The sequence below is a fragment of the Klebsiella sp. HMSC09D12 genome, assembly GCF_001808475.1.
In the GTDB taxonomy this organism is placed as follows: Bacteria; Pseudomonadota; Gammaproteobacteria; order Enterobacterales; family Enterobacteriaceae; genus Klebsiella; species Klebsiella oxytoca.
Genome location: NZ_KV793474.1, coordinates 122,573 through 148,772 on the forward strand (window position 1 = coordinate 122,573; position 26,200 = coordinate 148,772).

General features: G+C 59.0%; 25 protein-coding genes. 7 read left to right on the forward strand and 18 right to left on the reverse strand.

The features are described from left to right. Positions 1-90 precede the first annotated feature (90 nt). The 7 genes from mhpT to HMPREF3178_RS13285 form a co-directional block, all read right to left on the reverse strand. The gene (mhpT, locus tag HMPREF3178_RS13255; RefSeq protein WP_017145708.1) at positions 91-1,287 is read right to left on the reverse strand and encodes a 3-(3-hydroxy-phenyl)propionate transporter MhpT; all 1,197 of its coding nucleotides are present in this window, start codon (positions 1,285-1,287) and stop codon (positions 91-93) included. Between the two features lie 74 nt (positions 1,288-1,361). Further along, the gene (mhpE, locus tag HMPREF3178_RS13260) at positions 1,362-2,378 is read right to left on the reverse strand and encodes a 4-hydroxy-2-oxovalerate aldolase (protein WP_004102867.1); all 1,017 of its coding nucleotides are present in this window, start codon (positions 2,376-2,378) and stop codon (positions 1,362-1,364) included. Then, entirely contained in the window at positions 2,375-3,325 is a 951-nt protein-coding gene (mhpF, locus tag HMPREF3178_RS13265; protein WP_017145707.1) for an acetaldehyde dehydrogenase, read from the reverse strand. Before mhpF ends, mhpE begins: the two co-directional genes overlap by 4 nt. Then, positions 3,318-4,124 (reverse strand): 2-keto-4-pentenoate hydratase, encoded by an 807-nt coding sequence (gene mhpD / locus HMPREF3178_RS13270; protein WP_017145706.1) that lies wholly within the window; start codon positions 4,122-4,124, stop codon positions 3,318-3,320. The genes mhpF and mhpD overlap by 8 nt, the downstream gene beginning before the upstream one ends. A gap of 9 nt (positions 4,125-4,133) precedes the next feature. Then, on the reverse strand, positions 4,134-5,000 hold the full coding sequence (gene mhpC, locus HMPREF3178_RS13275; protein ID WP_004113570.1) for a 2-hydroxy-6-oxonona-2,4-dienedioate hydrolase: 867 nt from the start codon (positions 4,998-5,000) through the stop codon (positions 4,134-4,136). Positions 5,001-5,017: 17 nt separating this feature from the next. After that, positions 5,018-5,962, reverse strand: a complete 945-nt coding sequence (mhpB, locus tag HMPREF3178_RS13280) for a 2,3-dihydroxyphenylpropionate/2,3-dihydroxicinnamic acid 1,2-dioxygenase (protein ID WP_017145705.1) — start codon at positions 5,960-5,962, stop codon at positions 5,018-5,020. Between the two features lies 1 nt (position 5,963). Then, complete coding sequence (locus tag HMPREF3178_RS13285) at positions 5,964-7,628, reverse strand: bifunctional 3-(3-hydroxy-phenyl)propionate/3-hydroxycinnamic acid hydroxylase (protein ID WP_017145704.1); 1,665 nt, start codon at positions 7,626-7,628, stop codon at positions 5,964-5,966. Between the two features lie 190 nt (positions 7,629-7,818). On the opposite strand from HMPREF3178_RS13285, the gene HMPREF3178_RS13290 reads away from it, so the two are divergent. The 4 genes from HMPREF3178_RS13290 (at position 7,819) to HMPREF3178_RS13305 (ending at position 11,527) form a co-directional block, all read left to right on the forward strand. After that, entirely contained in the window at positions 7,819-8,625 is an 807-nt protein-coding gene (locus HMPREF3178_RS13290) for a DNA-binding transcriptional regulator (protein WP_016807781.1), read from the forward strand. 97 nt (positions 8,626-8,722) lie between these two features. Beyond that, positions 8,723-9,781, forward strand: a complete 1,059-nt coding sequence (locus tag HMPREF3178_RS13295; RefSeq protein WP_029496804.1) for an ABC transporter substrate-binding protein — start codon at positions 8,723-8,725, stop codon at positions 9,779-9,781. Then, complete coding sequence (locus HMPREF3178_RS13300) at positions 9,774-10,778, forward strand: FecCD family ABC transporter permease (protein WP_017145702.1); 1,005 nt, start codon at positions 9,774-9,776, stop codon at positions 10,776-10,778. The genes HMPREF3178_RS13295 and HMPREF3178_RS13300 overlap by 8 nt, the downstream gene beginning before the upstream one ends. Beyond that, on the forward strand, positions 10,778-11,527 hold the full coding sequence (locus tag HMPREF3178_RS13305; RefSeq protein WP_017145701.1) for an ABC transporter ATP-binding protein: 750 nt from the start codon (positions 10,778-10,780) through the stop codon (positions 11,525-11,527). Before HMPREF3178_RS13300 ends, HMPREF3178_RS13305 begins: the two co-directional genes overlap by 1 nt. On the opposite strand, the gene HMPREF3178_RS13310 is transcribed toward HMPREF3178_RS13305, so the two are convergent. The 4 genes from HMPREF3178_RS13310 to HMPREF3178_RS13325 form a co-directional block, all read right to left on the reverse strand. After that, positions 11,511-12,251 carry a substrate-binding domain-containing protein gene (locus HMPREF3178_RS13310; protein WP_017145700.1) on the reverse strand — a complete coding sequence of 247 codons (741 nt, stop codon included), beginning with the start codon at positions 12,249-12,251 and terminating at the stop codon, positions 11,511-11,513. The genes HMPREF3178_RS13305 and HMPREF3178_RS13310 overlap by 17 nt on opposite strands. A gap of 59 nt (positions 12,252-12,310) precedes the next feature. Further along, positions 12,311-13,147: a shikimate dehydrogenase family protein gene (locus HMPREF3178_RS13315; protein ID WP_017145699.1), complete on the reverse strand. Its 837-nt coding sequence runs from the start codon at positions 13,145-13,147 to the stop codon at positions 12,311-12,313. A 31-nt stretch (positions 13,148-13,178) separates the two neighbouring features. Beyond that, entirely contained in the window at positions 13,179-14,498 is a 1,320-nt protein-coding gene (locus HMPREF3178_RS13320) for an MFS transporter (RefSeq protein ID WP_004102899.1), read from the reverse strand. Between the two features lie 76 nt (positions 14,499-14,574). Then, entirely contained in the window at positions 14,575-16,431 is a 1,857-nt protein-coding gene (locus HMPREF3178_RS13325; RefSeq protein WP_017145698.1) for a bifunctional sugar phosphate isomerase/epimerase/4-hydroxyphenylpyruvate dioxygenase family protein, read from the reverse strand. A 126-nt stretch (positions 16,432-16,557) separates the two neighbouring features. Here HMPREF3178_RS13325 and HMPREF3178_RS13330 point away from each other — a divergent pair, with 126 nt between their 5' ends. After that, positions 16,558-17,196: a TetR/AcrR family transcriptional regulator gene (locus tag HMPREF3178_RS13330; RefSeq protein ID WP_017145697.1), complete on the forward strand. Its 639-nt coding sequence runs from the start codon at positions 16,558-16,560 to the stop codon at positions 17,194-17,196. Between the two features lie 25 nt (positions 17,197-17,221). Here HMPREF3178_RS13330 and fumD read toward each other — a convergent pair whose 3' ends face one another. After that, positions 17,222-17,434: a fumarate hydratase FumD gene (gene fumD / locus HMPREF3178_RS13335; RefSeq protein WP_004102907.1), complete on the reverse strand. Its 213-nt coding sequence runs from the start codon at positions 17,432-17,434 to the stop codon at positions 17,222-17,224. A gap of 509 nt (positions 17,435-17,943) precedes the next feature. Between fumD and pykF the strand changes: the two genes are divergently transcribed. Continuing rightward, a complete protein-coding gene (gene pykF, locus HMPREF3178_RS13340; RefSeq protein WP_004102909.1) occupies positions 17,944-19,356 on the forward strand; it encodes a pyruvate kinase PykF in 1,413 nt (470 codons plus the stop codon). A gap of 312 nt (positions 19,357-19,668) precedes the next feature. After that, the gene (lpp, locus tag HMPREF3178_RS13345; RefSeq protein ID WP_003029373.1) at positions 19,669-19,905 is read left to right on the forward strand and encodes a murein lipoprotein Lpp; all 237 of its coding nucleotides are present in this window, start codon (positions 19,669-19,671) and stop codon (positions 19,903-19,905) included. A gap of 64 nt (positions 19,906-19,969) precedes the next feature. On the opposite strand, the gene ldtE is transcribed toward lpp, so the two are convergent. The 6 genes from ldtE to sufB all read right to left on the reverse strand — a co-directional run bounded on the left by ldtE (position 19,970) and on the right by sufB (position 26,199). Beyond that, a complete protein-coding gene (ldtE, locus tag HMPREF3178_RS13350; protein WP_017145696.1) occupies positions 19,970-20,953 on the reverse strand; it encodes a L,D-transpeptidase LdtE in 984 nt (327 codons plus the stop codon). A 101-nt stretch (positions 20,954-21,054) separates the two neighbouring features. After that, a complete protein-coding gene (gene sufE / locus HMPREF3178_RS13355) occupies positions 21,055-21,471 on the reverse strand; it encodes a cysteine desulfuration protein SufE (RefSeq protein WP_004102913.1) in 417 nt (138 codons plus the stop codon). An 11-nt stretch (positions 21,472-21,482) separates the two neighbouring features. Further along, on the reverse strand, positions 21,483-22,703 hold the full coding sequence (gene sufS / locus HMPREF3178_RS13360; protein ID WP_016807788.1) for a cysteine desulfurase SufS: 1,221 nt from the start codon (positions 22,701-22,703) through the stop codon (positions 21,483-21,485). Then, positions 22,700-23,974: a Fe-S cluster assembly protein SufD gene (gene sufD, locus HMPREF3178_RS13365; protein WP_004102915.1), complete on the reverse strand. Its 1,275-nt coding sequence runs from the start codon at positions 23,972-23,974 to the stop codon at positions 22,700-22,702. Before sufD ends, sufS begins: the two co-directional genes overlap by 4 nt. Then, positions 23,949-24,695: a Fe-S cluster assembly ATPase SufC gene (gene sufC / locus HMPREF3178_RS13370; protein WP_004102917.1), complete on the reverse strand. Its 747-nt coding sequence runs from the start codon at positions 24,693-24,695 to the stop codon at positions 23,949-23,951. The genes sufD and sufC overlap by 26 nt, the downstream gene beginning before the upstream one ends. 16 nt (positions 24,696-24,711) lie before the next feature. Further along, positions 24,712-26,199 (reverse strand): Fe-S cluster assembly protein SufB, encoded by a 1,488-nt coding sequence (gene sufB / locus HMPREF3178_RS13375; protein ID WP_004102919.1) that lies wholly within the window; start codon positions 26,197-26,199, stop codon positions 24,712-24,714. Position 26,200 lies beyond the last annotated feature (1 nt).

The following is a 26,200-nucleotide window of genomic DNA, read 5'->3' on the forward strand; positions in this document are numbered from 1 at the left end:
AGCCGGGCTACAAGCAACAAACTGCTGCGGGCCGGTAGCCCGGGCAAGGCGCGGGTTTACCGCGCCGTCCCCGGGAATAAACGAAAATGCTCAGGCCAGCGCGGCGCGCTTTTGTCGGCTCATCAGCCAGAACACCGCCACGCCCGCCAGCAGAATGCCGGGGGCGGACGCCGCCATCACCCCGACGGTGCCGGTGCCCAGCGCCAGCATTTTGCCAGCCAGCAGCGGACCGCTCATCGCGCCGAGACGGCCAATCGCCACCGCCGTTCCCACGCCCGTGGCGCGGATTTCGGTGCGATAGAACAGCGGAGCCAGCGCATACAGCACGCTCTGGCCGCCGGTGGCAAACAGGCCGGCGACAAAGCCGGAGAAGAGCATTGCGGTCAGCGAGGACGCGGTTCCCAGGGCCAGCAGCGACGCCAGCATGCCGATGTAAATTAGCAGCGACATCCATAGCGGACTGAGCTTATCCATCAGCGCCCCCAGCAGCAACGTCCCGCAGGCGGCGCCGAACTGCAGGACAAACATCACCCCCGCCGCCTCGCTGGGGCTGAATCCCTGGCCAACTAACAGCATCGGCAGCCAGTTGATCAACATATAGACCACCAGCAGCGTAAAGAAATAGCACAACCACAGGAGCAGAGTAACGGCGGCGTTGCCCGGCGCAAGGAGCGTGCGTAGCGGCACACCCTGTGCGCTGCGCCGAAACGCCTGCGATTCCGGCAGCCAGCGCATCAATAATGGCACCAGCAGCAGCGGAACGATACCGCCGACCCAGAACACCGTTTGCCAGGCCGCGGCAAGGCCGAAAAAGCCCAGCGCCGCCGCCAGCGCCGCGCCGATGGGCACGCCGCAGTACATCAGGCTGACCGCCCTGCCGCGAAAACGAGGACCCGCGGCCTCGGAGGTTAAAGCAATCAGATTCGGCAGCGCCGCGCCAAGCCCGACGCCGGTTAACAGGCGCGCCAGCAGCAGCGTCGGATAATTCCATGCCAGCGCGGTGGCGATTGAGAACAGGCCGAAGAGCAGCACCGAGCCGAGCAGAATTCGCTTGCGGCCATAGCGATCCGCCAGCATGCCGCCCACCAGCGCGCCGGGCAGCAGGCCGAGGATCCCGGCGCTGAAAATCCAGCCCATCTGCATTTTATCCAGCGCGAACGCCTGCGCCATGCCGACGGCGGCGATGCCCGCCGCCTGGAGATCCAGCCCTTCCATCAGGGCCACCATAAAACAGAGCCCGACGGTTAACATCAGGCGCGAATTGCTTGCAGTCGTTGTTTGGGTCATAGGGTACCTTTGCGATATCCGGACAAGCGGAGCAGGTAAATGGCGGCTGATACGTTGCCAGCCGCGCGTTGCTTTTATTGATGACGATTGAGCAGGTCCAGCGCGACGTCGACGATCATATCCTCCTGACCGCCCACCATCCGCCGTTTGCCCAGTTCGACGAGGATATCCACCGCGCTCAGGCCGTAGCGCTCGGCGGCCACTTCGCTGTGGCGCAGAAAGCTGGAGTAAACCCCGGCATAGCCCAGCGCCAGCGTTTCGCGGTCAACCCGCACCGGGCGATCCTGCAGCGGGCGCACCAGCTCATCGGCGGCGTTCATCAGGGCATACAGATCGGTGCCATGATTCCAGCCGAGCTTATCGGCGGCGGCGATAAACACCTCCAACGGCGCGTTGCCCGCACCGGCGCCCATCCCCGCCAGGCTGGCGTCGATGCGGTCGCAGCCCTCTTCCACCGCGGCGATGGAGTTGGCGACGCCGAGGCTCAGGTTATGGTGTGCGTGCATCCCGGTGGCGGTTTCCGGCTTCAGCACCGATTTCAGGGCGCGGAAACGATCGCGAATATCGCGCATATTCATCGCCCCGCCGGAATCGACAACGTAGATACAGGTCGCGCCGTAGGATTCCATTTTCAGCGCCTGCTGCGCCAGCTGCTCCGGAGTGGTCATATGGCTCATCATCAGGAAGCCGACGGTGTCCATGCCCAGCTCGCGGGCGAAGGCGATATGCTGCGCGGAAACATCCGCCTCGGTGCAGTGGGTGGCCACGCGCACCACCCGCGCGCCTGCCTGATACGCATTTTTCAGGTCATGCAGGGTACCGATGCCGGGAAGCAGTAAAGTCGCGATCTTCGCCTGGCTAACCGACTCCGCCGCCGCTTCAATCCACTGCAGGTCGCTGTGCGCGCCGAAGCCGTAGTTAAAGCTGGAACCCTGCAGGCCGTCGCCGTGGGCTACTTCGATTGAATCCACTCCCGCGCTATCCAGCGCCCGGGCAATCTGGCGAACATTGTCGAGTGAGTATTGATGGCGAATCGCGTGCATCCCGTCGCGCAGAGTCACGTCGGAGATATAGAGTTTTTTGCCGTTCATGCTGCTTCTCCCGTCGCGTCATTCAGCGCCTGGGCCATTTTTTCCGCCGTCGCCAGCGCCGCCGACGTCATAATATCGAGGTTACCCGCGTAAGCGGGCAGATAGTGCGCCGCCCCTTCGACCTCGAGGTAAACCGCCGTTTTCAGGCCGGAGAAGCGGCCGACGCCCGGCAGATTCACCGGTTTATCTTTCGGGATGACCTCAAACTGCACCTGCTGCTTCAGACGATATCCCGGCACATAGGCCTGCACCGCCGCCGCCATCTCGGCGATCGACGCGGCAACCGCCTGCTGCGATGCCGCTTCGCTCAGGACATAAACGGTATCGCGCATCATCAGCGGCGGCTCCGCCGGATTCAGCACGATAATCGCTTTGCCTTTCGCCGCGCCGCCCACTTTCTCAATGGCCTGCGAGGTGGTTTCGGTAAATTCATCAATGTTAGCGCGCGTCCCCGGTCCGGCAGATTTGCTGGCAATCGAGGCGACGATCTCCGCATAGTGCACTTTTGCCACTCTGGATACCGCCGCCACCATCGGGATAGTGGCCTGGCCGCCGCAGGTCACCATATTGACGTTACCCTCGGCAAGATTGGCCTCGAGATTGACCACCGGCACGCAGTACGGGCCGATGGCCGCTGGGGTCAGGTCGATCACGCGGATCCCCGGTTTGGCTTCCCGCAACGCGGCGTCGTTTTTCACGTGCGCCCCGGCGCTGGTGGCGTCAAAAACCACATCGATATCGGCGAATTCCGCCATCTGCATCAGCCCGCCAACGCCCTCGTGGGTGGTGGCGATGCCCATACGCCGGGCGTGGGCCAGGCCGTCAGACTCAGGGTCGATGCCGACCATCACCGCCATCTCCAGGTGCTGCCCGTGGCGCAGAATTTTGATCATTAAATCGGTGCCGATATTGCCGGAGCCGATAATGGCGACTTTACGTTTACTCATCACGCTGTTCCTCTTCGGCGACAAAGGTCGCCGCCACTGAACCTAAACCGTCGATATGGGCGATAAAACGATCGCCGGCGGTAATCGCCACCATCGGGCCTAACGCTCCGGTGAGCACGATATCGCCCGCCCGCAGCGGCTCGCCGAGGCTGGCCATTTTGCGCGCCAGCCACACCGCCGCGTTCAGCGGATGGCCAAGGCATTCGCTGCCGCGCCCGCTGGAGACCTCTTCCTCGTTACGGGTCATGCGCATCACGCAATGTTTCAGATCCAGCCCATCCGGGCTCCGCGCCGGACTGCCCAAAACGTAAACGCCGCAGGAGGCGTTATCGGCGATCGTATCGACAAAGCCAATCGACCAGTCGCGGATACGGCTGCCGACCACTTCCAGCGCCGGCAGCACCCAGTCGATGGCGGCGTACAGTTCATCAAAAGTGGTATCGGCATGCGGCAGATCCTGTTTCAGCACCAGGGCGATTTCGGCTTCCACCTTCGGCTGCAGCACCCGGGAGAACGGCACATCGGCGTTATCGCCGTAGCACATGTCGGCAAACAGGGTGCCGAAGTCCGGCTGGTCAACGCCCAGCTGCTGCTGCACTTTAGGATGGGTCAATCCCACCTTGCGTCCCACCACCCGGCGGCCGTTCGCCAAGTGGTGCTGCACGTTCATCCGCTGGATAGCATAGGCCGCTTCGGCATTGTCGACGCCGAGGAGAGATCGCAGCGGTTCAATCGCCCGGCCGCGACTTTCCGCCTCACGCAACCGTTGCGCCAGGTGCTCAAGAGATAAAGTTGTCATTCGGCTTCCTCAGGCACGAGCCAGAAAATCGAGCACCAGCTGGTTAAAACTCTCCGCGTGCTCCCACTGCGCCCAGTGGCCGCAGTCGCGATAGATATGCAGTTCAGAACCGTTAATGCCCGCCAGCAGGCGCAGCCCGGCGTCCATCGGCACGAAGCGATCGTTACGCCCCCAGACGATCAGTGTCTGCGCGCGGATTTCGCCGAGACGCGGGCTAAAGTCCGGGAACTGCTTCGGGTTGGCTTCGAGACTTTTGACGAAATTATCCAGATGCTCCCGGCGCGATAGCATATTGTTGAGACGCGCGTCGAACAGGGCGTCAGTCAGATCGCGGGTATCGAAAACAAAGATGTTCATCATCTTTTTCAGGTTTTCGATGGTCGGTTCGCGATACAGGCCGTTCAGCAGCTTGATGCCTTCCGTCGGCATCGGCGTAAACAGGCTCATGCCGCCGGTTCCGCCGCCCATCAGCACCAGTTTGCCGACGCGCTCCGGCCAGCTGAGGGTAAAAGCCACCGCGCTGTGTCCGCCCATCGAGTTGCCCAGCAAATGCACGTTGCTGATATCCAGCTGATCAATGACGCTTTTCAGCACCCGGGCGTTCAGGTCGGAGCGGGAGCCGCGATTGACGATAGCATCGCTTTTCCCCCAGCCGGGGCAGTCCAGCAGAATGACCCGATAGCCCGCCTCCACCAGCGGGTCGATATTGCGGCTAAAGTTGGCCCAGCCGGTAGCTCCGGGGCCGGAGCCGTGCAGCATCACCACGGTTTCGTCACCCTGGCCGCAGTCATTAAAATGGATGCGTAATGTTTCTCCGCCCTCTTCCACGTTGAGAAAGCGGCTGGTGGCGGCTTCGGTTTGCGGTTGGTAGCTCATCATATTCTCCCGTTAATTCAGTTCTGCGCTGTGGCGCTCAGCGAGCCAAACCCGGCAATCCACTCGGGGATTGGTCGGTAATAGCGACCTTCGCAGCGCCAGCGGCCAAATGCGGATAGCGCGGCAAAGGCGGCCACCCAGGTTTTAATTTCGTGCGTTGATTTCCCTGCCATTGCCGACAGCTCTTCGTTACTGACGGCGTCCAGCTCCGCCAGCCGCCCCTGCTCCAGCAGGCTCATGAAGCGGGTATCCCAGACGGGGTTGAGCGGATAGAGCGAGTTCTGGTCCTCGATAAACTGCTTCGCCGCGCTAATCACGCGCTGCTGGCGCAGTTCCCGTTCGTCCGGCGGCAGCTGCCTGCCGCTGCCCAGCAGCCGGTCGCGCATATGGGCATCGGCCTTCGCCAGCTCCGGTACCGGCGGCTGATGCGACAGGCCGCCGGAGCCGAGGATTAATACCCGTTTATTGAGGGTGGTCAGAAAGCGGCCGATGGCTTCGCCCAGCATGCGGGTACGCTGAAAGCCCGGCAGCGGCGACGCGACGCCGTTGATAAACACCGGCAGAACCGGCAGCGTATCCAGCCCGCCGAGCAGGAACTCCAGCGGTTGCGCGAAGCCGTGATCCACCTGCATGCAGTAGGAGACCGCCAGATCGATGCCCTCCTTCATCACCGCGTGGGCGCAGGCCTCCGCCAGCGCCGTCGGCACCGGCAGAACGCCGCTGGCGCTGCTGAAATCGCCGATAGAAGTTGCGCCGATGCCTAAACAGAACGGCGGCATCACATCGTAGAAAAAGCCGTTGTAGTGATCGGGGGCAAACAGCACCACCAGCTCCGGATCGAAGGCGGCAATACGCGCCCGCGCGTCGGCAATGGTGCCGTTAACTTCGTCCAGCACCGCCTGTTCCGGGTCAACGTAACCCACCAGCGGCGTATGCGAGAGGCAATGAAGATAAGCGTTCATATCAGGCCACCTGTTCAATCACGGTTGGCGCTTGCGCGGAGGCCAGCTGCATCTTGCTCGCCAGCGCGTTGAGCTTTTTGCCGAGGGTTTGCGGGATAGCCACGGTCGCGACGAAGCGATCCGGACGCACCACGGCGATGGCGGTATCGTGCTGCGCGAACCAGTTTTTCAGGCGGTTTTGCGTATCGCCCACGCGGATAACGCCGGGCACGTTGTCCTGATCGCAATGAATCTGTACTTCCGGCACGACCTGGATGAACTGCACCCCGACCGCGCGCCAGCGTGCAATCTGCTCGTCGGTGAGCCCCCACCGGGGATTGCAGCCCCAGGCGATAATGGCGAACCTGGCGCCAATCACCTCATCGAGCAGCGTCACCTGCCCCGTTTCCAGCGTGACCTTCGGCTGGATAAACATTTTGCCAACCGGAGACGTTTTGCCTTCGCCTTCCGCCAGCAGCGCGCCGTCGCGATACTGCGGCATCGGCTTGAAACGCATTTCAAGGAAGTAGCGTTTGACCGGCGGCAGATAATTCAGCAGCCACGAAATTCCGTCGCGCACCGCGCCGTGCCAGCGTTTCGGCGGTGCCAGGACGTTGCCGGCGGTAACCGACAGGTCGATCATCGCTTTGGCGTGATCGCGCCGCTCCTGCTGGTAGCTGTCCAGCAGCGCCTCTCCGGCTTTGCCGTTCACCACCAGCGCCAGTTTCCAGGCCAGGTTAAAAGCATCGCGCATACCGCTGTTGTAACCCTGTCCCTGCCAGACCGGCATGATGTGCGCCGCGTCGCCCGCCAGCAGCACGCGATCGACGCGAAAGCGTTCGGCGATGCGTGCGTTATGGGTATAGACGCGCTGGCGAATCAGTTCGACGTTATCGGGGTCCGGCAGCACTTTGCTCAATAGCTGGCGCATCTTGTGCGGCTCGCTGAGCTGGGCTTCGGTTTCGCCGGGCATGACCATAAATTCGAAACGCCTGACGCCGTGCGGTAGCGCGGCGGAGACGTACGGGCGCACCGGGTCGCAGCACAGATAGACATGCGGCGTCGCCAGCGGATCGTTGGCAATATCGATGACAATCCATTGATTCGGCGCGGTTTTCCCTTCAAAAGGAATATTCAGCGTGCGGCGAATAAAGCTGGCTCCGCCGTCGCAGGCCACCAGCCAGTCGGCGCGAACGGTTTCCCGCTCGCCGCCGCTGGCTTTAACATTTAACGTGACACCGTCACTATTCTGGCTAAAGGCTTCAACTTCGCGGGAAAACAGGCAGCGCACGTGGGGAAAGCGGCTGAGTCCGTCGTACAGCACGGCATCGACCTGCGGTTGAATAAACGCGTTACGGCGCGACCAGCCAAACTCGTCGGTCATCGGCTGAATATCGGCAAAGCAGCGCCCCTTGGGGGTGAGAAAGCGCATCGCGTGCCACGGCGTGGTATGCGGCAGCACGTTATCTACCAGCCCCACGGCCTGCATCGCCCGTAGCGCCTCATCGTCGATACCGATGGCGCGGGGATAATCGATCAGCGACTCGAGCTTCTCGATCAGCACCACGCTGACGCCCATCTGCCCGAGGTAGTTGGCGATCGTCAGGCCAACCGGGCCGGCGCCGGCAATCGCGACCTGCGCGCTGTGCTGTACGGCGGGCTGGATATCAGGATTGGATGTTGTCATTTTCAAAACCTCACGCTTCGGACAAATTGCCGCCACTGCACTAATGTCAGCGAGGCAATTTGTTAACTAAATGTGAATTTATTTTTATTGTGAGGTCAGTATAGGGTTGGCGATTTACGCTACAATCAAAACATCACCTGATGTGCACCTGGTGCACAAGCTTGTTTAAAATGATTTTTATTGAGGATGCATGAACGAGAATTCGTCGGCGGAATACAAAACGGTACGCGGATTGAGCCGCGGGTTATTGTTATTAAATTTGTTAAATAAATTCGACGGAGGCGCGACGGTCAGCACCCTGGCCGAGTTTAGCGGTCTGCATCGTACGACCGTCAGGCGGCTGCTGGAAACGCTGCAGGATGAGGGTTACGTGCGCCGCAGCCGCTCCGATGACAGCTTTCGCCTGACGATTAAAGTGCGTCAGTTAAGTGAGGGATTTCGTGACGAACATTGGATTTCTGCACTCGCCACGCCGCTGCTTGGCGAGCTGCTGCGCGAGGTTTTATGGCCGACCGATATCACCACCCTGGACGTTGATGCGATGGTGGTGCGCGAAACCACCCACCGCTTCAGCCGCCTCTCCTTCCACCGGGCAATGGTCGGCCGCCGCCTGCCGCTGCTGCTGACCGCCTCCGGGTTAACCTGGCTGGCTTTCGCGCCGGAACACGAACGACGCCCGATCATCGATATGCTGGCTGCCCGCCCGGAAGCGGAGTATCAGCTGGCGCGCGAGCCGGAAAAACTGGCCGCCATTCTCGAACGCACCCGGCAAAACGGCTACGGTGAAAACTTTCGCGGCTGGCAGCAGGAGGAGAAAATCGCCTCCATTGCCGTTCCCGTTCGCCGTCGGCAGCGGGTTATCGGCTGCCTGAACCTGGTCTATATGGCCAAAGCTATGACCATCGACCAGGCGGCGCAAAAGCATCTCGCCTCGCTGCAAAAGGTCGCAAGGCAGATAGAGGAACGGATGTCCGATGAAGAGGTTTTCTACCAGTAGCCCTGTCCATAAGGGGTAAATAGCCCGTCAGCCATTGCGCCCGGCCACGTTGTATATTCTAATATATAACGATTATTCATTTGCTGCCGAGCCTGTTATGTTCAGATACCCGCACGTTTTACTTCTCCTGACGCTGTCAGGCGCCAGCCTGTTCACCGGTCAGGCCTTTGCCGAGCGCACCCTCACCGACCAGCTGGGCCGTGAAGTCACCCTCCCCGACCGCGTCACCCGCGCCGTGGTGCTCCAGCATCAAACCTTAAACCTGCTGGTGCAACTTAATGCTGCTGATGACGTCGTCGGCGTCTTGAGCAGCTGGAAAAAACAGCTTGGCCCGCAGTTTGCGCGCTTTATGCCGAACATTGAAAAACTGCCGATGCCAGGCGATCTCACCCAGGTCAATATCGAGAGCCTGCTGGCGCTGCATCCGCAGGTAGTCTTCGTTGCCAACTATGCGCCGCAGGCGATGATCCAGCAGATCCAGAGCGCCGGGATCCCGGTGGTGGCGATCTCTCTGCGCCAGGATGCCGCAGGGGAGAAAAACAAAATGAACCCGACAATGGCCAATGAAGAGCAGGCCTACAATGAGGGGCTGAAACAGGGGATCCGCCTGATTGGCGAAGTGGTCGGTCGCCAGGATCAGGCCGAACAGCTGATTGATTACACCTTCAGCGCGCGCAGTCTGGCCAATGCGCCGGTTGCCGATATCCCGGAAAATGAGCGGGTGCGGGTGTATATGGCCAATCCGGATCTCAACACCTACGGTTCGGGCAAATATACCGGCCTGATGATGAAGCACGCCGGAGCGCTGAACGTAGCCGCCGCCAGCGTGAAGGGGGCGCGCCAGGTCTCGCTGGAGCAGGTACTACAGTGGGATCCGCAGGTAATTTTCGTTCAGGACCGCTACCCGGAGGTGGTCAAACAGATACAAAACGACCCGCAGTGGCAGAGCATTGACGCGGTCAAAAACCATCGCGTGTGGCTGATGCCGGAGTACGCCAAGGCCTGGGGCTATCCGATGCCGGAGGCGCTGGCGATTGGCGAGCTGTGGATGGCGAAAAAGCTCTATCCATCACGCTATAACACCATTGATGTCGATGCGAAGGCGCAGGAGTACTATCAGCGTTTCTACCGCGTGAAGTGGTCGCCGGATGCTTAGTCATCGTCATTCGGCTCTGCTGCACTGTACCCTCGCGCTGGTGACGCTCATGATTGCACTCGCCTCTATCTGCCTCGGGCAGTATCCGTTAAGCCTGGCGGAGGTTTTTCGCCAGCTGGCGCATCTTTCCCCCCTCGACGGCGTCGCCGGTCAGGTGGTGTGGTCGGTCAGACTGCCGAGGATCGTGATGGCGCTGCTGGCCGGCGGCGCGCTGGGGCTGTGCGGGGCCACCTTACAAGGGGTGTTCCAGAACCCGCTGGTCGACCCGCATATCATCGGCGTCACCTCCGGCTCCGCTTTCGGCGGGACGCTGGCGATTCTGCTGGGACTCAATGCCGCGCTGATGATGACCTCGACCTTTCTCTTCGGCCTTGCCGCGCTGATGCTGGTCTATCTAATCGCCGCGCTGCAGGGGCGCGAAAGTACCCTGGTACTGATCCTCTCAGGAATTATCCTCAGCGGCTTTTTTGCCGCCCTGGTGAGCCTGATGCAGTATCTGGCCGATACCGAAGAAACGCTGCCGAATATCGTCTTCTGGCTGCTCGGCAGCTTTGCCACCGCCAGTTGGCATAAAGTCCTGCTGATGGCGCTACCGGTAGCCTGCGCCGCGATGGTGCTGTTCAGGCTCCGCTGGCGGATTAACCTGCTGGCGCTGGAGGAAAAAGATGCCCGCGGGCTGGGCGTTTCGGTGACCGCGCTGCGTCGCGGGGTGCTGGTATGCTGCGCGGTGCTGGTCGCCGCTCAGGTGGCGGTCAGCGGCAGCATCGCATGGGTCGGGCTGGTGATCCCGCATCTGGCGCGGCTGCTGACCGGCGCCGATCACCGGCGTCTTCTCCCTATCGCCTTCTGGCTCGGCGGCGGTTTTATGATCGTCGTCGATGACCTTGCCCGCACGCTAACCCAGGCCGAAATTCCCATTGGTATTATCACCGCGCTGCTTGGCGCGCCGCTGTTCACCTGGCTGCTGGTGCAGTCGCGACGCACGGGCGCGCGCTGATGACCCTTTCCCTGAATTTAAGCAACCTGCTCTACGGTTATAGCCGACCGCTATTCGCCCCGCTGAACCTGCAGTGCCGCTCCGGTGATATCTGGGCGGTACTTGGCGCCAACGGCCGCGGCAAAAGCTCCCTGCTCGATACCCTGACCGGCGTCCTGGCGCCGCTCGGCGGCCAGTTTACCGGCACCGGCGGTATCGCCATCGTGCCGCAGCATTTTCGTCCAGCCTTTAGCTGGCTGGTACGTGACGTGGTGCTGATGGGGCGGGCGCGCCACGTTAACCTGTTCGCTCAGCCATCGGCGGACGACGAGCGCCAGGTCCAGGAGGCGCTGGCGCAGTTGGGGATCGCGACGTTGGCCGACAAGGTGTTCCGTGCGCTGTCCGGCGGCCAGCAGCAGCTGGTGATCATCGCCAGGGCGCTGGTGGGAGCCAGCCAGAATATCCTGCTGGATGAACCCTGCTCGGCGCTGGATCTGGCCAATCAGCAGCTGGTGCTGCAGCTGATTAGCGACCTGGCATATCGCCAGAAGCGGACGGTGCTGTTTACCACGCACGATCCCACCCACGCCCTGCAGGTAGCGAACCAGACTTTGCTACTGCTCCCCGACGGTGAATGGCTGGCGGGAGAATCCACCGCCGTACTGACGGAAGAGAATCTTCAGCGCGCGTATGGTTTGGCGGTACGCAAAATCTGTCACCCGGGCTCGGCGCTGCCGCTGCTGGCCCCGCAGTTTACGATTCGCCGTTGATGGCCAAAAAGCCGGCGTTTTTCAGAAAACGCTGGCCCTCTCCGCCGAGGATAAAGCGGCACAGACTCTGCGCCCCGGCGCTCTGTTCAATCTGCGTCAGTTGATAATCGCAGCGAACATTCCACGCCGGCGGAATAACCAGCGTGCGCAGATCGCTGCACGCCGCCATCTGCGCGGCGTAATGCGCATAGCCGATGAACAGATCGGTTAAATTTTGCCGAATGAGCCACGCCCCGGCGGTTTCTCCCGCAGGCACCGGCAGCGAGTCTCGGCCGCCTACCAGCGGACGCGCGCGCGCCATGATGGCGGCACCGACGCCGGGACAGCGCTCTTCAATGTGGGAGAAAAGCTGCCAGGTGTAGTCGCCTGAAGGGTCGCAGCCCGGCGTTGAGGTTGCCAGACGCAAGCCCGGGTCGCTGAGCAGCGTCAGCCACTCCCGCGCCTCGGTTTTCGCGTCGCGCCGGACGGTCAGCATCAGCTGATTCCGGGCGAACCAATAGCACTCTCCGGCCAGCCCCGCCTGACGCAGCGCCTGCGGATGATGGCTATTGGCCGAGGCGAACACGGAGCACGGCTCTCCGGCCTCAATGCGCTCGCGCAGCAGACCAGCCGGACCGAAATGGACGTCGACCGGGATGCCGGTCTGTTGCTGAAAGCGCGCCAGCAGCGGAATGAAAGCGCTTTTCAGGCTTCCCGCTGCCAGCAGCTTTAGGGAGGGAGTCATAAGAACCATCGCTATATAGTCATAAATACAGCGCTATAATAACGCAGGTTCAGATCATTTCAGTAGCCAATTTCCGCCAGTTCGCGCAGCTGTTCCGGCGTTGCCACCGGCAGGTTAAAGAAGCGCAGATAGGCCGGGATCATTTCAAACAGCATGTCGGTGCCGCGCTGAATGGGGCAGCCCGCCGCCCGCGCGGCCTGCAGTAGCGGAGTAAATTCCTGGGCCATAACCACTTCGCCAACAAAAGTGCCCGGCGCCAGGCGCTGCGGGTCCAGCGGCAGCGGATCGCCCTCTTTCATCCCCAGCGGCGTAGCGTTGACTACCAGATCGTGCCCCTGCGGGTCGCGCTGCATCAGAGTGATATCCAGCCGAGGATAGTGCTCGAGCAGACGTCCGGCCAGCGCTTCCGCCGTCTGCGGGCGGACGTCGTACAGCGTCAGGGCGCTGACGCCCGCTGCCGCCAACGATGCGGCAATGGCCGAGCCGACGCCGCCGCTGCCCACCACCAGCGCCCGCGCCCCTTGCGTCGCGAACCCTTTGCGCCGGATACCGAGAACAAAGCCTTCTCCGTCAAACATATCACCGCTGAGCGAGCCGTCGGCTTCGGGGCGAATCGCGTTACAGGCGCCCGCAATTGCAGCCGTCGGGCTAAGATGCTGCACCAGCCCGCAGGTGGCGATTTTGTGCGGCATGGTGACCAGCGCGCCAATAATATTGGTCATTTTAAATAGCATCGGGACAAAGGCGGCGTAGTCCTCAGTCTTCACGCCCATCGGCACTACTTTGGCGTCAACCTGTCGATCGGCAAACCACGGGTTATAAATCATCGGCGCTTTAAACTTCGCGGTCGGATAGCCAAGATGCGCTATCAGCCGCGTATTTCCACTAATCACCATTCCTTGCTCCTTTAACAACGACTGCATCACGTTACTGCGAAAGTTCGATACGCTTGACGTCACCCAAAATAAACACATATGCCGCTACGCCCAGCAGCGCAGCGCCGCCGATATAAACAAGCGCGTAGAAGAAGTTGCCGGAGGCCGCGACGATGAAACCGATGATCAGCGGCGTCAGGATCCCGGCAAGATTAGCGCAGAAGTTAAACAAGCCGCCGGTCAGACCGCCAAGGCCTTTCGGCGCGATATCGGAAATTAACGTCCAGCCCAGGCCGACCATCCCCTGGCCAAAAAAGGCGAACGACATCACCAGAATCACCGCCAGATCGCTGGTCAGCCAGTTGGCGGAGATAATCGTGCTCGCCATCAGCAGACCGGCAATGATCGGCAGTTTACGCCCGAGATTCGCCGAACCGGTGGCCTTCAGCAGCTTATCCGAGACCCAGCCGCCGAACATCACGCCGCCCGCCGCCGCCAGGAACGGCATGATGGCAAAGAAGCCGACCTTAATCCACGGCATATGGCGTTCGGTGGCCAGATAAGTTGGAAACCAGGTCAGGAAGAAGACCAGCACCGTATTACCGGCAAACTGCCCGATGCTGGCGCCGAGAATCTGTCTTTTCGCCAGCAGCTGGCGAATCAGCGGCCAGCTAAAGGCGGTATGCTGCTCTGCGCCGGTGGACATTCCGCCGCCGTTGACGATGTGCTCTCGCTCCTGCTGATTGAGGTGTTTATCTTCATGCGGCTCGCGATAGCAGCGCCACCACACCAGCGCGAACATCACGCCGACCGCGCCGACGCTAATAAACAGCGCGCGCCAGCCGAAGCTGCCCATTATCCAGAACAGCAGCGGCGAAAAGCAGGCCAGCCCGAGATATTCGCCGACGGTATAGACCGCCGTCGCCTTCGCCCGCTCCTGCTGCGGGAACCAGGCGCTCACCACCCGACTGTTCACCGGGAAACAGGGCGCTTCGCTGACGCCGAGGCCAAAGCGGCACAACAGCAGACTTTTCAGGCCAACCGCCAGGCCGTGGAACATGGTGAATAGCGACCACAGGGTCAGCGCCAGAAAATAGGTCACTTTGTTGCCGAAGCGGTCAAGGAAGATGCCGCCAGGGATCTGCGCCAGCGCGTAGGTCCAGGCAAAGGCGGAGAACACGATGCCCATCATTGCGGCATCAATACCCAGCTCAGCGGTCAGCTGCGGCGCGGCGATACCCAGCACCGTACGGTCGAGATAGTTGATCATGGTGCCGACGGCCAGCAGCGCAAGAATACCGATACGCCGCCGGGAGGGCCTCACGCCGGACGCGGCCGCCGCCGTCGGGTGATTGTGGCTATAAGAGTTCATAGTCGTTTCCTGTCATAGGGTACAGCCGGATATTGTTATTGTGTTTGCAACGTTGGGTGGTGAACCATCTGCTACATTACTCGGTGTACTGCATTGCTGACAAGCGTACAGCTGCATTTACAGCACCATAAAGTGCGTAACCGTTGCGCCGTTCAGTCAGTTCAAAGAAAAAGCGTCCCACCGCAATCGGTCGGGTGTAGAGGTGAAAGAATTCGCCGCCGCTGCCATCGCGATCGTAAAGAATTTGATGATTCTTCAACAGGTTAACAGGAATACCCTTCCCATAACGGGCCAGCAAATCTTCATAGTAGTTCGCCGGAATCGGCAGCGCATTGACGGCAACCTCGGGCACGGTTGCAAGCGTGGAGGATAAATCGCGGCAGGCAAAAGCCGCGTGCTGTAAACCTGCCCCCTGATAACAGGCCACTGAACGGGCAATTTGCGTGGCGCGGCTTTGCGAAATATTCAGCGCAAAGCGGATGTCGCCCTGCGGACTGCTTACCGCCAGGCTGCGCACCAGCCCGTACGGATCGGGTAGCGTTTGTTCATGCTCAAGGATAAAGCCGAATACGGTGCGGAAAAAAATGATCCAGTTATCGCGGCTATCCGGCTCCATGCCAAGTGCCAGGTGATCGATACCACAATAATCGTCGCGCGGCGTGACGTCCGTGCGCAGATGGAAATCGCGCGTGTAGATATCGTCGCCCACTTCAATCAGATAAATCAGGCTGCCGTCCGGGGCGCAAACCGCCGGGATTGGGCTTTCGTTGGGACCGGCATCGCCCTGCCAGGTGGCATAGCCCAAGGCGCGGGCGCGCTCGACGATTGCCGCACTCTGGCTGACGCGTAGCGCCATAGCGCAGAGAGAGACTCCGTGACGCTGATGAAAATGGTCGGCCCAGCTATGCGGTTGGGCGTTAACCACCACCCGCGCCCCACCGTTGCGCCAGAGGGAGACGCGTTTTGAGCGATGCGTCCCCTCTTCGGCAAAGCCGAGCTGCGCCAGCCTGTCTCCGAGTACTCCCGCCTGCGATGGCGTGGCGGCAAACTCGATAAACTCGAGCCCGGCATAGACCGGTAGTTCAGCCGGTGCAAACAGCGGCGCGCGGCTTTCCGGCAGCCGGTGGCGGACCTGCTCTTCCAGCCACAGCAGCGAGCGATAGCCATCTTTCGCCGTCGCACCGTTGGGAGAAGCCCGGAAGCTGTCGTTAAAAATCTCCAGCGACCAGGGGCCACGATAGCCGCAGCGGATAATCTCGCAGGCAAAATCCACCAGCGGCAGCTGTCCCTGACCGGGGAAGCAGCGGAAGTGGCGGCTCCATTCGAGGATATCCATTTTCATCAGTGGCGCGTCAGCCATCTGTACAAAGGTGATTTTCTCCAGCGGCACGTCCGCCAGCTGCGCCAGCGTGTCACCGCGCGCCAGCACGTGGAAACTGTCGAGCACAATACCCAGCGCCGGGCTATCGACGCGTTTGACCCGCGCCCATGCCTGATGCCAGCGGTTAACGTGGGTGCCCCAGGCCAGCGCCTCGTAGCCGATAGTGATGCCTTCCTGCTCCGCCAGCTCAGCCAGAGCGCGTAAATCGGCCACCTGCAGTTCGACGTCGGCGGAACAGTCCGGCTGAACGTTACTGCACAGCAGCATGGTATCGCAGCCCAGCTCATGCATGAGCGCAAATTTGCGTCTGGCGCGTTCCATATTAGCGGTGAACTGGGCGCGGCTGGCGCCTTCAAAATCACGAAACGGTTGAAAAAGCGTGATTTTTAGCCCTAAATCAGCCGCCAGGTGGCGGATATCGGCCGGCGTACCGGTATAATAGAGCAGATCGTTTTCAAAAATTTCGACGCCCTGATAGCCCGCCGCTGCGATGGCATGGAGCTTTTCGGGTAAGGTACCGGAAATCGAGACGGTGGCGATGGAGCGCAACATAGTGTCCTCGGGTCATGAGCTGACTTAATGACCTGAATATGAATCATTTGGTTCAATTGCGCCATGACTGGTTGCAAAATTGTGATCAATATGTGTATTTTTTGCATCTCAAGAAAAGGAGCCGTTATGTCTGCCGTTGCTCATGATGAAGCACAATCGCTTAAGGAGCGGATCTTCGCCGCCGCTATTACCGTTTTCGCCGAGCACGGTTTGTCGGGCGCGCGAATGGAGCAAATCGCCACCGAAGCGCAGACCACTAAACGCATGGTGGTCTACTACTTCAAGACCAAAGAGCAGCTTTATCAGGCCGTGCTCCAGCACGTCTACGCGAGGATCCGCGAAACCGAGCAGCAGCTTGGGCTGGAAAACCTGCCGCCGGTTGAGGCGCTGGTGCAGCTGGTAAAGTGGAGCGTGCGCTATCACGCCACGCACGCCGACTATATGCGGGTTATCTGTATGGAAAACATGCAGCGCGGCAAGTGGCTGAAAAGCTCCGGACAGCTGAAACCGCTAAACCGTACCGCTCTGTCGATTCTGGAAGATATTCTGCAGCGCGGCCAGCAGCAAGGCGTGTTTCAGGCGGGTCTGGAGGCGCGCGATGTGCATCGATTGATCAGCAGCTTTAGCTTCTATCAGGTGTCGAACTTTTATACCTTTAGCAGCCTCTATCTGGACGACCCGATGCCGGCCATTGATGATGAAGCGATGGTCGCCCACCACTGCGATATTGCCGTCAAAGCGGTGATACGCTTTGTGATTTCATAAAGCTCAGGGAAACGCGCAGGTCCGGCTAGCTGCCGGAAAGCGCATGGACCACCTTCTCCATCGCTTCCTGCGTCAGCGCTGAGCGCTTGACCTTCGGGTTTGCCAGGGCGGTACGCAGCACGCCGGCGATAACGATATGCTTTGGCTCCTGACCCAGGTCGCGCATCTCAAGCACGACTTTACCGACTACGCGGCACATTTCCTGATACAGCGCCTCATCTTTGGCTGTGTTTCCCATGCTATTTGGCTCTCAAATTTTCATTATCAATCAAATCATTATTGATATATTTCCCGCTTAAATCAAACCAGCGCGGTGATTTCGCCTCAGCGACGTATTTTTGCTGGCAAAGTTGTGAATAAATCCGCATTTCCGCCCGCTTTATCTTGTCAGCTGATGAAAAAATGTGTTGCGCATAAGCGTAGGTTTAGTTTGCATTTTGTTAAGTATATAACTATAGAAATGAAACATGGTTTTCATTTTCTTTTTTGGATTGGGCAACGTATAATGCCCGGCAAATTCTTATTGAATGGTTTCAGCGCATTGGATTGCATGACTAAACGCATAACACGTTGCCTCTTTTCATGGGCTGAACCGCCAGCACACATTCTTCTGCACGCTCTTTTGTTGTCACCTATCCTTAGAGCGTGGCATAGCAACTTTCGTAATACAGGTTTAACTCTGCGGCAGTACGCCCGCGGAGTCAGATTCCCCATCCCTATCCTTCACAACTTAAAGATTAAACTGTCATGAAAAAGACCAAAATTGTTTGCACCATCGGTCCGAAAACCGAATCCGAAGAGATGTTGACCAAAATGCTGGACGCCGGTATGAACGTTATGCGTCTGAACTTCTCTCACGGTGACTATGCGGAACACGGCCAGCGCATCCAGAACCTGCGCAATGTGATGAGCAAAACGGGCAAGAAAGCGGCAATCCTTCTGGATACCAAAGGTCCGGAAATCCGTACTATTAAGCTGGAAGGCGGTAACGACGTCTCCCTGAAAGCGGGCCAGACTTTCACCTTCACCACCGACAAATCGGTAGTAGGTAATAACGAAATCGTTGCGGTGACCTATGAAGGCTTCACCAGCGACCTGAGCGTCGGCAACACCGTACTGGTCGACGATGGTCTGATCGGTATGGAAGTCACCGCGATCGAAGGTAACAAAGTTGTTTGTAAAGTGCTGAACAACGGCGACCTCGGCGAGAACAAAGGCGTTAACCTGCCGGGCGTATCTATCGCTCTGCCGGCGCTGGCTGAGAAAGACAAACAGGACCTGATCTTCGGTTGCGAGCAGGGCGTGGACTTTGTTGCGGCCTCCTTTATCCGTAAGCGTTCCGACGTCGTGGAAATCCGCGAGCACCTGAAAGCTCACGGCGGCGAGAAGATCCAGATCATCTCTAAAATTGAAAACCAGGAAGGCCTGAACAACTTCGATGAAATCCTCGAAGCTTCTGACGGCATCATGGTTGCGCGTGGCGACCTGGGCGTTGAAATCCCGGTTGAAGAAGTTATCTTCGCGCAGAAAATGATGATCGAAAAATGTATCCGCGCGCGTAAAGTCGTTATTACCGCGACCCAAATGCTGGATTCCATGATCAAAAACCCGCGTCCGACCCGTGCGGAAGCGGGCGACGTGGCTAACGCCATCCTCGACGGCACCGATGCTGTCATGCTCTCAGGCGAATCCGCAAAAGGTAAATATCCGCTGGAAGCGGTCACCATCATGGCGACCATCTGCGAACGTACCGACCGCGTGATGACCAGCCGTCTTGAGTACAACAACGATAACCGTAAGCTGCGCATCACCGAAGCGGTCTGCCGCGGTGCGGTTGAAACGGCTGAAAAACTGGAAGCGCCGCTGATCGTCGTCGCGACCCAGGGCGGTAAATCCGCGCGCGCCGTACGTAAATACTTCCCGGATGCAACCATCCTGGCGCTGACCACCAACGAAACCACCGCGCGTCAGCTGGTGCTGAGCAAAGGCGTGGTAGCGCAGCTGGTTGAAGAGATCGCCTCTACCGACGCTTTCTATCACCTCGGTAAAGAGCTGGCGCTGCAGAGCGGCCTGGCGCGCAAAGGCGACGTGGTTGTTATGGTTTCCGGCGCATTAGTCCCGAGCGGAACCACCAATACCGCTTCCGTGCACGTGCTGTAATAATTTACAGGTTAATTAGTATTTCCTTTAAAGGCGCCTCATTGAGGCGCTTTTTTTTATTCCAGCACTAGCTGCTATTAATAAAAATGCAAATCGGAATTTACTATTTAACGCGAGATTATCTAAGATGAATCCGATGGAAGCGCGCTGTTTTCTCTCGCCTTTTTAAGGTTACCTGATGATTTCGATGCTTCTTTGAGCGAACGATCAAAAATAAGCGTATTAAAGTAAAAAAATATTCTCATCACAAAAAAGTTTGTGTAATACTTGTAACGCTACATGGAGATTAACTCAATCTAGAGGGTATTAATAATGAATCGTACTAAACTGGTACTGGGCGCGGTAATCCTGGGTTCTACTCTGCTGGCTGGTTGCTCCAGCAATGCTAAAATCGATCAGCTGTCTTCTGACGTTCAGACTCTGAACGCTAAAGTTGACCAGCTGAGCAACGACGTGAACGCAATGCGTTCCGACGTTCAGGCTGCTAAAGATGACGCAGCTCGCGCTAACCAGCGTCTGGACAACGCAGCTACTAAATACCGTAAGTAATAGTATCTGTGTAATAAAAATGGCGCACATTGTGCGCCATTTTTTTTGCCTCTCGTTCCCCCGCCTACTGCACCCTTTTTGCTTCGTCTACCGGCGCACTCTGTACGGACAGGCCCGACGTCGAGCTGCTGCCCGCGGATACCACCACCGGATATCCTGCTCGCCGGGTCAGCGCGCGTTTAAGCATGGCCTCATCCACCGCTTTATCGCCGGAGAATTGATGGAACTCCGCAGGAAGCGTATAGGCCATCGTCTGCGGGTTGCTGGTCTCATCCGGCGTCAACGGTCGATGAACTTCAACATAGCGCTTACCGTCCGGCTCCACGGCGAACTTGACCGGCTGATTGATAATCCGCACCGGCGTCCCGCTTTTCACCTGATTGAATAACGCCTGAATATCCGCCGCATTCATGCGCATACAGCCGGAGCTGACGCGTAGTCCGACGCTATCTGGCGCACTGGTGCCATGAATAAGATATTCCCCGTTGCCGTATGCCAGGCGCAGCGCATAACGCCCCAGCGGGTTATTCGGTCCTGCGGGCACGACCGGCGGCAGCTTAATTCCTTTTTCCAGCGAGCGAGCGCGAATGCCTGCCGTCGGCGTCCAGGTCGGGTTCGGAATTTTCTGCCCTATTCGCGTGGTCATCTCCGGGGTCTCCAGCCCCTGCTGACCAATCCCGAGGGGATAAACCTGCACCTGGTTCATTCCCGGCGGGAAGTAGTACAGGCGCAGCTCGGCCAGGTTGACGACGATCCCTTCCCGCGGCACGTCCGGCAGCAGCATCCGGGAGGGAATCAGCACCTGGGTACCCGGTTTAGGCTGCACCGGGGCAATCGTATCGTTCGCTTCGAGGATCAGCATCGCTGCGGTATCGAAACGACGGGCAATCGCCTGCAGGTTGCGATCATCCTCCTGTACCGTCCAGGACTGGTTCTCACCAATCAAACGACTGTTGGCAGGGGGAAGAGGGTAATCGACGGCCCAGGCTGCATGTGACGCGCTGAGGGCGCTCAGAACGGCTATGGTGATGAGAGAAGCGCGTTTCATACTGAGATTCCTTCTTTCGCTGATAAAACGCCAGGCCTGTTATGCACAACGGGAGGTTCCCCTCCCGTCGCGCATAACAGAATGAAATCTACTGTTTAATTCTAGCTAAGATTTGCCGCCTTCGCGCGGATTGCGCGGATCATCGCTTCCAGTCCTTGCGACCGTGAAGGCGTCAGGTGCTGCGTGAGGGCCATTTTTTCAAACCACGGGCGCACATCAAAAGCGAGGATATCCTTCGCCGTCATCCGATCGTAAAGAATAAACACCACCGCGATAAGCCCTTTCACAATAGCGGCATCGCTATCGCCGCGAAGCGCAATTGCGCCGCTCTGCTCCTGCGTCATCACGATCCATACCTGGCTCTGGCAGCCCTGAATGATGTTCTGCGCGCTATGCTCTTCCGGGCTCAGCGGCGCAAGGCGCTGCCCCAGTTCGATGATATAGAGATATTTCTCTTCCCAGTTCGCGCAACGGCTAAAGTTGCGCAGCAGTTTGTCTTTATCAGGTAACGCCGCCATAGTTGCTTCCTTTAGCTTAACAATTTGTGGATCCGCTGCAGGCCCGCTACCAGCCGGTCCACCTCTTCCGTGGTATTGTACATCGCCAGCGACGCCCGGCACATGGCAGGGACGCCGTAGAACTCCATGAGCGGCATGGCGCAATGGTGCCCGGTACGTACCGCAATGCCGTAGTTATCCAGGAAGCTGCCGACATCGTAGGCATGATGCTTGCCGAGATTAAAGGCAATCACCCCGAGCCGATTTTGCGGACCATAAAGGGTTAAATCCGCCACGCTCTCCAGCGCCTGCAGCGCGTAGCGCATCAGGGTTTGTTCATATTCCGCGATCTGCGTCAGACCCAGCGCGCTGACGTAATCCAGCGCCGCCCCCAGCCCGATGATACCGCCGGTGTTCGGCGTTCCCGCCTCGAAGCGCCACGGCGCTTTTGTCCAGGTCGTGCCTTGCGTCAGGCTGACCGTGGCGATCATCGACCCGCCCCCTTCCCAAGGCGCCATATCCTGCAGGATATCCTGCTTAACGTAGAGCATGCCGATACCGGTGGGGCCGTAAAGCTTATGCGCGGAAAATGCGTAGAAATCACAGTCCAGAGCCTGCACGTCCACCGGATGGTGCATCACCGCCTGCGCGCCGTCCACCAGCACTTTGGCGCCGTGCTGATGGGCTAAAGCCACCAGGGCGGCGACCGGGTTTTCGGTTCCCAGCACGTTAGACACCTGGGTGATTGCCAGCAGCCGGGTGCGCTCATCAAACAGGCCGGGGATGGCATCGAGCTGCAGCGTACCGTCCTGATTCAGCGGGATGACCCGCAGTTCGGCGCCCACCCTGGCGCACAGCATCTGCCACGGCACGATATTGGCGTGATGCTCCATCGCGCTGACGATGATATTGTCCCCTGCGCCGACGTTAGCATTGCCCCAGCTGTTCGCTACCAGATTAATGCCTTCCGTGGTACCGCGAACAAACACCAGCTCTTCTGCCGATCGGGCATTCAGGAACGTCGCCCCCTGCTGACGCACCTGCTCCATCCGCGCCGTGGCTTCCGCGCTAAGGGTATGAATGCCGCGGTGTACCGCCGCATAGCCGTGGCGGTAAAACTCCGCCTCAGCGTTGATCACCGCTTCCGGCTTCTGCGCGCTGGCGGCGCTATCAAGGTAGGCCAGCGGCTGACCGTTCACCTCGCGATTAAGCACGGGAAAATCCGCGCGCACGCGTTCCACAGAAAATGTCATGCTTTACCTCCCGGCAAACGCTGGCCAATACGCGCCAGTATCTGCTGCCTGAGCGCCTCATCATCGATCGCTTCCGTGAGCTCCGCGGCAAAGGCGTAAAGAATCATCTGCTGCGCCGCCTGCTGCGTAATGCCGCGCGAACGCAGATAAAACAGCTGTTCATCATCAATGCGCCCGATGGTCGCGCCGTGGCTGCACTTCACGTCATCAGCGTAGATTTCCAGCTGCGGCTTGGTATCCACTTCGGACAGGCGGCCAAGCAGCAAATTATTGTTGGTCATCTGGCCATCGGTTTTAATCGCATGCTGGGCGACGTTGATCAGTCCATTAAACACCGCGCGCCCTTTATCGTTGACGATGGTTTTGTGCAGCTGACGGCTGTTACAGTATCCGACCTTATGATCGAGCCAGGTGCGGCTGTCGCACACTTCGTTGTTAACCGGCATCGCCAGCGAGTTAATCCGCAGGTTGCTGTTTTCACCGTTCAACTGCGTGCTGGTGTGGTGGCGCAGTACCGAGGCGCCGAGCAGAAAACTGCTGCTGAAGGCGGAGGCGTCGCGTCCGAGGGCCAAATCGTTATGGGCAAAGTGGTAGCTTTGCGCATTTTCAAACGCCAGCTTGATATGCTGCAGGTGGGCGTTATCCGCCACGGACATCGTCAGCCTTGCGCCGGTAAAATGGGCAGCGTCGTTGAGGCTCAGATAGTGTTCGATAATAGTCGCCTGCGCGCCGCTCTCCAGCTCCAGATGGTGGCGATAGTGGGCGGTGTTCATTTCATCGCCCGCCAGCCCGCGCGTCATGTGCACGATCAGCAGCGGCTTTTCCGGTCGCTGGTGGCGCCCGACCCGGATATGGGTGACGCTGGTCGCCAGGCTTTCGGTCAAATGCAGAAAAACTTCGGGCTGAACGGCTTCAGGCAGCGGCTGACGGTCGTTATCTACCCGCACCTCAAAGCCGCTGGCGGTCAGGTCGTCGCTCAGGCGTTCGTTAAACTGGCCGTCGACAAAAACCAGACGCCATGCGTCCACCGCCAGCCCCAGCGCGTCGCGTTGGGCCGCCGTCAGCGTCTGCGGTTCCGCAGCGACAAAAGTATGGTTCAGTAACGCATCCAGCGGCGTATATTTCCAGTTTTCATGTTTACGCGTCGGCAGCCCCAGCCGCAGAAGCTGTTGCAAATGCTGATGCGCCTGCGGGCTGCGCTGCTCGCTTTGCGCTTCAAACAGATGGTGCCACTGCTGCAGCGCGTTACTGCTGTTCGGTAAGCCAGCCATAGCCCTGCTCCTCCAGTTGTTTGACCAGAGTAAAATCGCCGGATTTAACAATCCGCCCCTGGTACAGCACGTGGACGTAATCCGGCTTGATATAGTCGAGAATGCGCTGATAGTGGGTGACGATAATAAACGAGCGCTTGCCGTCGCGCAGCGAGTTGACGCCGTCGGAAACAATCTTCAGGGCGTCGATATCCAGCCCGGAGTCCGACTCGTCCAGGATGCACAGCTCCGGTTCCAGCACCGCCATCTGCAGGATATCGTTGCGCTTTTTCTCGCCGCCGGAGAAGCCGACGTTAACCGAGCGGGTCAGCAGATCCTCCGGCATTTTCAGCAGCTTAATTTTGTCCTCCATCAGGTCCTGAAAGTCAAAACGGTCAAGCTGCTCCTGGCCGCGGTAGCTGCGCACGGCGTTCAGCGCGGTTTGCAGGAAAAACTGATTGCTGACGCCGGGAATTTCAACCGGATACTGAAAGGCCATGAAGATGCCCTCGCCGGCGCGATCTTCAGGGGAGAGTTCCAGCAGATCTTTGCCTTTAAACTCCACGCTGCCGCCGGTCACCTCATAGTCTTCACGTCCGGCAAGCGTGGCGGAGAGCGTACTTTTACCGGAACCGTTCGGGCCCATAATGGCATGCACTTCGCCGGGGCGAACGTCCAGATTCAGTCCGCGCAGGATCTCTTTGTCTTCAACGGCGACCTGCAAATTTTTTATACTTAACATCTTATTTCCTTTGTTATCAGCCGACGCTGTGTTCAAGGCTAATCGCCAGTAATTTTTGCGCTTCTACGGCAAACTCCAGCGGCAGCTCTGAGAAGACATCCTTACAGAAACCGTTAACGATCATCGAGATGGCATCATCTTCGCTGATTCCGCGCTGCAGACAGTAGAACAGCTGATCTTCGCCGATACGGGAGGTGGTCGCTTCGTGCTCAAGCTGCGCGCTGTTATTACGGCATTCTACATACGGGAAGGTATGCGCCCCGCTGTCCGGGCCAATCAGCATGGAGTCGCACTGGGTGAAGTTGCGCGCGTTGGTCGCGGTGGGCATGATTTTGACCAGGCCGCGATAGCTGTTCTGGCTGTGGCCGGCTGAAATCCCCTTCGAGATAATCGTCGAACGGGTGTTTTTGCCGATATGGATCATCTTGGTGCCGGTGTCCGCCTGCTGGTGGCCGCTGGTCAGCGCTACCGAGAAGAACTCGCCAATGGAGTTATCGCCGCGCAGAATACAGCTCGGATACTTCCAGGTGATCGCCGAGCCGGTTTCCGACTGGGTCCACGACATTTTGCTGTTCTCGCCTTCGCACAGGGCGCGCTTGGTCACGAAATTAAGGATCCCGCCGGTATTATTGTCGCCGGGGAACCAGTTTTGCACCGTGGAGTACTTCACCTCGGCATCTTTATGAATAATCACCTCCACCACCGCCGCGTGCAGCTGGTAGCTATCGCGTACCGGCGCCGAACAGCCTTCGATATAGCTCACGTAGCTGCCTTCGTCGGCGACCAGTATGGTGCGTTCGAACTGGCCGGTTTTCTCGGCGTTGATGCGGAAATAGGTCGACAGCTCCATCGGGCAGCGCACGCCTTTGGGCACATAGATAAAGGTGCCGTCGGAGGCTACCGCCGCGTTAAGGGCGGCAAAGAAGTTGTCGTTGCCCGGTACTACGGTGCCGAGGTATTTCCTGACCAGTTCAGGGTGATCGTGAATCGCTTCGCCGAAGGAGCAGAAAATAATCCCCTGCTCCGCCAGCTTTTCGCGATAGGTGGTCGCCACGGAAACCGAGTCAAAAATGGCGTCGACGGCCACCTCCCGCCCTTCGCGAACCGGTACGCCGAGAAGGTTAAACGCCTCTTCGACTTCGCTGGTCAGAAACGCACTGGACCCCGTTTGCTGTAGAGCTCCGGGCTCAGAAGCGCAGGCGTCATCGCAGTTGCCGCAGGAGGGCGCTGAGTAATAGCTGTAATCCTGATAATTCAGCTTGTCGTAGTGCGCTTTCAGCCAGTGCGGCTCTTCCATTGCCTGCCAGGCCTTGAAGGCGTTCAGACGAAACTCCAGCATCCATTCTGGTTCATTGCGGCGTGCCGAAATCGCCCGAACCACCTCTTCATTTATGCCTTTCGCCAGCTCATCGGTCTGTAGCTGGGTAAAAAAGCCCTCTTTATAGTTGAGTGGCCCGCCGCTCCAGGTTTTGACATCGTCAGTTGCTTCAGTATTACGAGACATA

What these genes read in the sequence shown, in the direction of transcription:
- sufB (WP_004102919.1), bottom strand. Translation starts at nt 26,199, where the DNA reads ATGTCTCGTAATACTGAAGCAACTGACGATGTCAAAACCTGGAGCGGC.
- HMPREF3178_RS13295 (WP_029496804.1), top strand. Translation starts at nt 8,723, where the DNA reads ATGTTCAGATACCCGCACGTTTTACTTCTCCTGACGCTGTCAGGCGCC.
- HMPREF3178_RS13325 (WP_017145698.1), bottom strand. Translation starts at nt 16,431, where the DNA reads ATGTTGCGCTCCATCGCCACCGTCTCGATTTCCGGTACCTTACCCGAA.
- HMPREF3178_RS13330 (WP_017145697.1), top strand. Translation starts at nt 16,558, where the DNA reads ATGTCTGCCGTTGCTCATGATGAAGCACAATCGCTTAAGGAGCGGATC.
- HMPREF3178_RS13290 (WP_016807781.1), top strand. Translation starts at nt 7,819, where the DNA reads ATGAACGAGAATTCGTCGGCGGAATACAAAACGGTACGCGGATTGAGC.
- HMPREF3178_RS13320 (WP_004102899.1), bottom strand. Translation starts at nt 14,498, where the DNA reads ATGAACTCTTATAGCCACAATCACCCGACGGCGGCGGCCGCGTCCGGC.
- ldtE (WP_017145696.1), bottom strand. Translation starts at nt 20,953, where the DNA reads ATGAAACGCGCTTCTCTCATCACCATAGCCGTTCTGAGCGCCCTCAGC.
- mhpF (WP_017145707.1), bottom strand. Translation starts at nt 3,325, where the DNA reads ATGAGTAAACGTAAAGTCGCCATTATCGGCTCCGGCAATATCGGCACC.
- HMPREF3178_RS13310 (WP_017145700.1), bottom strand. Translation starts at nt 12,251, where the DNA reads ATGACTCCCTCCCTAAAGCTGCTGGCAGCGGGAAGCCTGAAAAGCGCT.
- mhpB (WP_017145705.1), bottom strand. Translation starts at nt 5,962, where the DNA reads ATGAACGCTTATCTTCATTGCCTCTCGCATACGCCGCTGGTGGGTTAC.
- HMPREF3178_RS13305 (WP_017145701.1), top strand. Translation starts at nt 10,778, where the DNA reads ATGACCCTTTCCCTGAATTTAAGCAACCTGCTCTACGGTTATAGCCGA.
- mhpT (WP_017145708.1), bottom strand. Translation starts at nt 1,287, where the DNA reads ATGACCCAAACAACGACTGCAAGCAATTCGCGCCTGATGTTAACCGTC.
- HMPREF3178_RS13285 (WP_017145704.1), bottom strand. Translation starts at nt 7,628, where the DNA reads ATGACAACATCCAATCCTGATATCCAGCCCGCCGTACAGCACAGCGCG.
- pykF (WP_004102909.1), top strand. Translation starts at nt 17,944, where the DNA reads ATGAAAAAGACCAAAATTGTTTGCACCATCGGTCCGAAAACCGAATCC.
- sufS (WP_016807788.1), bottom strand. Translation starts at nt 22,703, where the DNA reads ATGACATTTTCTGTGGAACGCGTGCGCGCGGATTTTCCCGTGCTTAAT.
- lpp (WP_003029373.1), top strand. Translation starts at nt 19,669, where the DNA reads ATGAATCGTACTAAACTGGTACTGGGCGCGGTAATCCTGGGTTCTACT.
- sufC (WP_004102917.1), bottom strand. Translation starts at nt 24,695, where the DNA reads ATGTTAAGTATAAAAAATTTGCAGGTCGCCGTTGAAGACAAAGAGATC.
- mhpE (WP_004102867.1), bottom strand. Translation starts at nt 2,378, where the DNA reads ATGAACGGCAAAAAACTCTATATCTCCGACGTGACTCTGCGCGACGGG.
- fumD (WP_004102907.1), bottom strand. Translation starts at nt 17,434, where the DNA reads ATGGGAAACACAGCCAAAGATGAGGCGCTGTATCAGGAAATGTGCCGC.
- HMPREF3178_RS13300 (WP_017145702.1), top strand. Translation starts at nt 9,774, where the DNA reads ATGCTTAGTCATCGTCATTCGGCTCTGCTGCACTGTACCCTCGCGCTG.
- HMPREF3178_RS13315 (WP_017145699.1), bottom strand. Translation starts at nt 13,147, where the DNA reads ATGGTGATTAGTGGAAATACGCGGCTGATAGCGCATCTTGGCTATCCG.
- mhpD (WP_017145706.1), bottom strand. Translation starts at nt 4,124, where the DNA reads ATGACAACTTTATCTCTTGAGCACCTGGCGCAACGGTTGCGTGAGGCG.
- sufD (WP_004102915.1), bottom strand. Translation starts at nt 23,974, where the DNA reads ATGGCTGGCTTACCGAACAGCAGTAACGCGCTGCAGCAGTGGCACCAT.
- mhpC (WP_004113570.1), bottom strand. Translation starts at nt 5,000, where the DNA reads ATGAGCTACCAACCGCAAACCGAAGCCGCCACCAGCCGCTTTCTCAAC.
- sufE (WP_004102913.1), bottom strand. Translation starts at nt 21,471, where the DNA reads ATGGCGGCGTTACCTGATAAAGACAAACTGCTGCGCAACTTTAGCCGT.